At 70.2% G+C, this 6655-nt stretch carries 8 protein-coding genes, 1 tRNA gene and 1 riboswitch; of the genes, 5 read left to right on the forward strand and 4 right to left on the reverse strand.

Annotated elements, in window-relative coordinates; translation table 11 throughout:
* On the forward strand, positions 1 to 2415 hold a 2415-nt coding region (locus CCN72_RS24585; RefSeq protein ID WP_107430148.1), incomplete at its 5' end, for a transglycosylase domain-containing protein.
* 8 nt (positions 2416 to 2423) lie between these two features.
* Here the strand turns inward: CCN72_RS24585 and CCN72_RS24590 are convergent.
* The 3 genes from CCN72_RS24590 to CCN72_RS24600 form a co-directional block, all read right to left on the reverse strand.
* Positions 2424 to 2741, reverse strand: coding sequence for a DMT family transporter (locus CCN72_RS24590; protein ID WP_085568544.1), 318 nt, complete (start codon positions 2739 to 2741; stop codon positions 2424 to 2426).
* 36 nt (positions 2742 to 2777) lie between these two features.
* A riboswitch (guanidine-III (ykkC-III) riboswitch) is annotated at positions 2778 to 2841 on the reverse strand.
* Between the two features lie 87 nt (positions 2842 to 2928).
* A complete protein-coding gene (locus tag CCN72_RS24595; RefSeq protein WP_037651486.1) occupies positions 2929 to 3288 on the reverse strand; it encodes a GroES family chaperonin in 360 nt (119 codons plus the stop codon).
* A 75-nt stretch (positions 3289 to 3363) separates the two neighbouring features.
* A complete protein-coding gene (locus CCN72_RS24600; protein ID WP_085564938.1) occupies positions 3364 to 3690 on the reverse strand; it encodes a DUF3618 domain-containing protein in 327 nt (108 codons plus the stop codon).
* 103 nt (positions 3691 to 3793) lie between these two features.
* On the opposite strand from CCN72_RS24600, the gene bcp reads away from it, so the two are divergent.
* The 4 genes from bcp (at position 3794) to CCN72_RS24620 (ending at position 5697) form a co-directional block, all read left to right on the forward strand.
* Positions 3794 to 4261 carry a thioredoxin-dependent thiol peroxidase gene (gene bcp, locus CCN72_RS24605; RefSeq protein ID WP_086809678.1) on the forward strand — a complete coding sequence of 156 codons (468 nt, stop codon included), beginning with the start codon at positions 3794 to 3796 and terminating at the stop codon, positions 4259 to 4261.
* Between the two features lie 150 nt (positions 4262 to 4411).
* Positions 4412 to 5077, forward strand: coding sequence for an HNH endonuclease signature motif containing protein (locus CCN72_RS24610; protein ID WP_086809680.1), 666 nt, complete (start codon positions 4412 to 4414; stop codon positions 5075 to 5077).
* Positions 5074 to 5607, forward strand: coding sequence for an HNH endonuclease signature motif containing protein (locus CCN72_RS24615; RefSeq protein WP_086809682.1), 534 nt, complete (start codon positions 5074 to 5076; stop codon positions 5605 to 5607). Before CCN72_RS24610 ends, CCN72_RS24615 begins: the two co-directional genes overlap by 4 nt.
* Positions 5608 to 5623: 16 nt before the next feature.
* Positions 5624 to 5697, forward strand: a tRNA-Leu gene (locus CCN72_RS24620).
* A 55-nt stretch (positions 5698 to 5752) separates the two neighbouring features.
* Here CCN72_RS24620 and rdgB read toward each other — a convergent pair.
* The gene (gene rdgB, locus CCN72_RS24625) at positions 5753 to 6355 is read right to left on the reverse strand and encodes an RdgB/HAM1 family non-canonical purine NTP pyrophosphatase (RefSeq protein ID WP_086809684.1); all 603 of its coding nucleotides are present in this window, start codon (positions 6353 to 6355) and stop codon (positions 5753 to 5755) included.
* Positions 6356 to 6655: the final 300 nt, after the last annotated feature.

Consider the following 6655-nt stretch of genomic DNA (forward strand, 5'->3'; position numbering starts at 1 on the left):
ACCCCCGGCCAGACGCCCCCCACCGCCTCGGACACCTCCACCGGCACCGGCGCGGACGACGGCAAGGGCAAGGGCAGGACCAAGGCCAAGAAGCCCAAGCGCACCGGATGGCGACGCCTCGTACCGACCTGGAAGATGGTGCTCGGCACCTTCGTCTTCCTGGTGCTCGCGGTCGTCGGCCTGTTCTTCGTGGGCTACTCGCTCGTCAACATCCCGCCCGCCAACGCCCTCGCCACCAAGCAGGCGAACGTCTACCTCTACGCCGACGGCTCCCAGATCGCCCGCGACACCCGCGACAGCCAGGTGAACCGCGAGAAGGTCACCCTCGCCGAGATCTCCAAGAACGCGCAGCACGCCGTACTGGCCGCCGAGGACCGCGACTTCTACACCGAGTCCGCCATCGACCCCAAGGCGATGCTCCGCGCCGCCTGGAACACCGCGACCGGCAAGGGCAAGCAGTCCGGCTCCACGATCACCCAGCAGTACGTGAAGAACTACTACCTGGCCCAGGAACAGACGGTCACCCGCAAGGCCAAGGAGTTCTTCATCTCGATCAAGCTCGACCGGAACAAGTCCAAGGACGAGATCCTCGAGGGCTACCTCAACACCAGCTACTTCGGCCGCAACGCCTACGGCATCCAGGCCGCCGCCCAGGCCTACTACGGCCGCGACGCCAAGGACCTCGACCCGGCCCGCGCCGCCTACCTCGCCGCGCTCGTCAACGCGCCCAGCGAGTACGACGTCGTCGCGCACCCGGAGAACAAGTCCGCGGCCGTGGCCCGCTGGAACTACGTCCTGGACGGCATGGTCAAGCAGGGCTGGCTCAGCCAGTCCGAGCGCACGGGGATGAAGTTCCCGATGCCCAAGGAGCAGACGCTGTCCACCGGCATGTCCGGCCAGCGCGGCTACCTCGTGGACGCCGTCAAGCACTACCTGATCGCGAACCACATCCTCGACTCCGACCAGCTGGAGGCCGGTGGCTACCGCATCACCACCACCATCCAGAAGAGCAAGCAGGACGCCTTCGTCAAGGCCGTGAACGACCAGCTGGTCTCCAAGCTGGACAAGAAGACCTTCAAGGCCGACAACTACGTCCGCGCGGGCGGCGCCTCCGTCGACCCGAAGACCGGCCAGGTCGTCGCGATGTACGGCGGCATCGACTACGTGAAGCAGTACACCAACGGCGCGACCCGCGGTGACTTCCAGGTCGGCTCCACCTTCAAGCCCTTCGTCTTCGCCTCCGCCGTGCAGAACGGGTCCACCACCCAGGACGGCCGCCGCATCACCCCGAACACCCAGTACGACGGCACCAACGAGCGCCCCGTACAGGGCTGGAGCGGCGGCGCGTACGCCCCGCAGAACGAGGACCAGAAGTCGTACGGCCAGATCACCGTCACCAAGGCCACCGACCTGTCGGTGAACGCGGTGTACGCGCAGATGGCCGTCGACGTCGGCCCGAGCAAGGTCAAGCAGACCGCGATCGACCTGGGCATCCCCGCCGACACCCCGGACCTCCAGCCCTACCCGTCCATCGCGCTCGGCCCCGCCACCGCCAGCGTCCTGGACATGGCGGAGGGGTACGCCACGCTCGCCAACCACGGCAAGCACGGCACGTACACCATGGTCAAGAAGATCACCCGCAACGGCACCGACGAGGTCAAGCTGCCCGACAACACCGTCAAGCAGGCCGTCAGCCGAGCCGCCGCCGACACCACCACCGCCATGCTGAAGAGCGTGGTCCAGGGCGGCACCGCCACCGCCGCGCAGGCCTCGGGCCGGGTGGCGGCCGGCAAGACCGGTACCGCGGAGAACGACACCGCCGCCTGGTTCGCCGGCTACACCCCCGACCTCGCCACGGTGGTCTCCGTGATGGGCCAGGACCCGGTGACGGCCAAGCACATGCCGCTGTACGGCGCGCTCGGCCAGGCCCGTATGAACGGTGGCGGCCCGCCCACCCAGATCTGGGCCCAGTACACCCACGACGCGCTGAAGAACACCCCGGCCTCGTCCTTCGACCTCCAGCTCCAGGAGGGCGCGGACCAGCCGCAGCCGCCCGGCCCCGGCGACCCCAGCGCGTCCGCCAGCACGGACGGCGGCGACACCGGCGGCTCCACCGAGCCCGGCGGCACCCCGAGCGGCACCCCCACCGACGGCGGTGCCACCGGCACCCCGACCGACGGCGGCGTGGCGACCGGCGGTGACGCCGACGGCGGTGCCGCCGCGGGTGGCGCCGCGGCAGGCGGCACCGACCCGGCCACCGCGGGCGCCGCGGGCGGCGATCCCAACGGCGGAGCCGGGGCGGCCGGCGGCCAGGGCGGTGGTGGCGGAACCCCGGTGGACGGCGGCGGCGGTGCCGCCGCGGGCGGCGGCACCGGCACCATCGCCGGGACCGGCCCCGGCGGCCCCGGCACCTGAGCCGCGCGTCAGCCGCTGGTCGCCTTCAGCCCCACCACGGCGACCAGCAGCAGACACACGAAGAAGATCCGGGCGGCGGTGACCGGCTCACCGAGCACCACCATGCCGAGCACCGCCGCCCCGGCCGCGCCGATACCGACCCACACCCCGTAGGCGGTACCGATGGGCAGGGACCGGGCCGCGTACGACAGCAGCACCATGCTGGCGACGATCCCGGCACCGGTGAGCACACTGGGCACCGGCCGGGTGAAACCCTCGCTGTACTTCATCCCGATCGACCAGCCCACTTCCAGCAGACCGGCCACGACAAGCAGAACCCAGGCCACGACGGCCACCTCCGAGACGTACGACGTTTCTCTTCCGGTGCGTCGTCTTTGCCTGCATCCCGGTACGGCGCGTCTCGTCGGGCTCGCTCCCGAACCTAGCAAAACCACGAGGAAGAGGGCTGGTGACCACGGTCACCAGCCCTCTTCCTCGTCGTTCGGGCCGCTACGGCCTCACGGCCTCACGGCCTCAGAGATACAGCCCGGTCGAGTCCTCCGAGCCCTCGAACCGGTCCGCGGCCACGGCATGCAGGTCGCGCTCGCGCATGAGCACGTATGCCACGCCCCGCACCTCGACCTCGGCCCGGTCCTCCGGGTCGAACAGGACGCGGTCGCCGGGCTCCACGGTCCGTACGTTCTGCCCGACCGCGACGACCTCGGCCCAGGCCAGCCGGCGTCCGACCGCCGCGGTGGCGGGAATCAGGATGCCGCCCCCCGACCGCCGCTCGCCCTCACCGGTCTCCTGCTTGACCAGCACCCGGTCGTGCAGCATCCGGATGGGCAGCTTGTCGTGCTGCGGGGTGCTCTGCTCGTGTCTCTTGGCGCTCACGCCTCGAACCTACCTGCCTTCCACCCGCCCGTGGCCCCCTGGGTGGCCATCGTCCGCACCCGGTTGCCCGTGGTGTCAGCGCCCGCGCCGCCGGGACAGCGCGACCAGGCCCACCACCCCGACGACCACGAGCGCGGCCGGCACGACCCGCTCCGCGCGCAGCCGCCCTTCCTCGTCCGTGAACTGCGCCCTGACCTCGCTCACCACCCGGTTGACCTGCACATACGCCCGCCCGACGGTGTGGTCGATATTGGCCACGGCCTTGGCCTTCACATCCCCGACGATCGTCTTCGGGTGCACCCGCACCCCGATCTCGTCGAGTGTCTCGGCCAGCACTTCGCGGCGGCGCCTGATGTCCGCCTCGATCTGCGCCGGGGTTCTGGTGTCCGCCGTGTCCGCCACCGTACGGCCTCCGAAGTCTGCCGAAATCCTGCTGTCCTGTTCCGGACAGTCTGTCAGCTCCTGCCCGCGCCGCACCGCAAGGGGCCCCGGTTACGCTGGTCCGATGAGCGAGCGACTCCAGCCGGGGGACGTGGCCCCCGCCTTCACCCTTCCGGACGCCGACGGTAACGAGGTCTCCCTCGCGGACCACAAGGGCCGCAAGGTCATCGTGTACTTCTACCCCGCGGCGCTTACCCCGGGCTGCACCAAGCAGGCCTGCGACTTCACCGACAACCTCGACCTGCTGGCCGGCGCCGGCTACGACGTCATCGGCATCTCCCCGGACACCCCGGAAAAGCTTGCCAAGTTCCGCGAGAAGGAGTCCCTCAAGGTCACCCTCGTCGCCGACCCCGACAAAAAGGTCGCCGAGTCCTACGCGGCCTTCGGCGAGAAGAAGAACTACGGCAAGACCTACATGGGCATCATCCGCTCCACGTTCGTCGTCGACGAGGACGGCAAGATCTCCCACGCCTTCTACAACGTCCGCGCGACCGGCCATGTAGCCAAGATCATCAAGGATCTGGGCATCTGAGCGGTTCCATTTTCCTCTGAAGGCGGCCCGCACCAGGTGGTTCTGGTGCGGGCCGCCTTCTTCTCCCGCCTCCCAGCCCGTGACCGTCCGACAGCCGGTTCGTTGATCCATGCGGGCTACGAACATCTGCCCGGGCCGGAGGGGGACTCGATGGGGACCAGCGCGTACACCAGGGAGCGGCTGCAGGAGGCGGCTCGCGGGGCACGGACGTTGTCGGAGGCGTTGGAGAGGTTGGGGGTGGATCCGGGGAGTCCGACGCGGGACTACATCGCGCGGCGCATGAAGAAGCTCGGGGTGGACACGTCGCACTTCCAACGGGAGGGCACGAAGTGGACGCGCGCGATCCTGGAACCGGTGGTGGCGGCCTCCGTCAGCGTCAACGAGGTGGTACGCCGGCTCGGGCTCGACTCCGTGGGCGGCCACCAGGCCAACATCGCCCGGCGGATCAAGGCGTACGGACTCGACACCACGCATTTCACGCCCGTGGTGCGTACCGAGCGGATGCGGGACAACCAGCGCCGCCGGACCGCCGAGGAGATCCTGGTCGAGAACACGTCCGAGCATGCCGCGCGCGTCCCGGGACAGCGGCTCAAGCGAGCGATGAACGAGATGGGCGTGGCGGAACGCTGCGCCCGCTGCGGCACGGACCCGGTGTGGCGGGGCCGCCCACTGCCGCTGGAGGTCGACCACATCGACGGCGACTGGCGTGACAACCGCATCGAGAACCTCCGCTTCCTCTGCCCCAACTGCCATTCGGTCACGGACAATTACCGCGGCCGGGGCAAGGGGCGTCACGCGCGGGCAGGTGCCGTATGAGCAGCGGCGTGCGGTACACGCGTGACCGCGCCACCCTGATCAGGAGCAAGGCCCGCCCGGCTGCCCGGGAGCTGCGTGTGGCGGTGGCCGAGTCGACCTCCATCGCGGGGACACTGCGCCGCCTTCGGCGCCCCGTCACCGGCGCACAGCGCGCGCTGCTGCGCAGGTGGATCGCCGAAGCGGGCATCTCCACCGCGCACTTCCTGGGTCAGGCGCACGGGCGGGGCAGGGCCGGCACGGTCCGCGCGAAGCGCCCTGAGGACATCCTGGTCAAGCATGACGGCCGGCGTCGCACGCCCACCCGTCTGCTGCGCCGCGCGCTGCGCGAGGTGGGCGTGCCGGAGCAGTGCGCCGAGTGCGGTATCGGTTCCGAATGGCTCGGAGAGCCGATGACGCTGGAGGTCGACCACATCAACGGGGACTGGGGTGACGATCGACGGGGCAATCTGCGGCTGCTGTGTCCCAACTGCCATGCGACCACGAGCACCTGGTGCCGAGGTGGTCGGCGAGGGCATACTCACCCCCGGTAAAGTAAGGCTACGACTTGCGCCCGTACTCCAATTGGTAGAGAGACAGGTCTTAGGAACCTGGTGTTGTCGGTTCGAGTCCGACCGGGCGCACAGGCAGAAACGGCCCCGCACCTTCGTTTCAAAGGTGCGGGGCCGTTCCATGAAGTCAGCCGAGCAGCTCCCGCACCACCGGCACCAGCGCCCGGAACGCCTTGCCGCGGTGGCTGATGGCGTTCTTCTCGTCGGCGGTGAGTTCCGCGCATGTGCGGGTGTCGCCGTCGGGCTGGAGGATCGGGTCGTAGCCGAAGCCGCTCGTGCCGGCGGGGCCGTGCCGCAGGGTGCCGCGGAGCTGGCCCTCGACCACGCGTTCCGTGCCGTCCGGCAGGGCCAGGGCGGCGGCGCAGGCGAAGTGGGCCGCGCGGTGTTCCTCGGCGATGTCGGCGATCTGGGCGAGAAGCAGATCGAGGTTGGCCTTGTCGTCGCCGTGCCGGCCGGCCCAGCGGGCGGAGAAGATGCCGGGGGCGCCGTTCATCACGTCCACGCACAGGCCGGAGTCGTCGGCGATCGCCGGCAGCCCGGTGGCCTGCGCCAGGGCGTGCGCCTTGAGCAGGGCGTTCTCGGCGAAGGTGACGCCGGTCTCCTTGACGTCGGGGATCTCGGGATAGGCATCGGCGCCGATCAGCTCATGGGGGAGCCCGGCGTCGGCCAGGATGGCCCTCAGCTCGGTGATCTTTCCGGCATTACGGGTGGCGAGGATCAGGCGGGTCATGCCGCCCAGTATTCCTCGCCACACCTGACCACCGACGCCCGCCTCCGAGCGCCGAGGCTCGTACCGGACCGCCGAGGCCGACGCCGACATCGGCTCCGAGCACCGCTGCCCACATCCGCCCCTCAACGCCTGCATCCGCCCCTCAACGCCCGCCTCCGAGTGCCGGAGCTCGTTTCCGGCCGCCGCGTCCGCCCCGACCGCTGTCATCCGCCTTCGCGCATCGACTTTCGCGTATCGACGCCTGCCCCCGGGTCTCCGTACCCGCTTCCGAGCACCGACACCTGCCTCCGGCCCCCATCC

Origin of the sequence: Streptomyces murinus (assembly GCF_002154555.1) — a bacterium.
GTDB lineage: Bacteria > Actinomycetota > Actinomycetes > Streptomycetales > Streptomycetaceae > Streptomyces > Streptomyces murinus.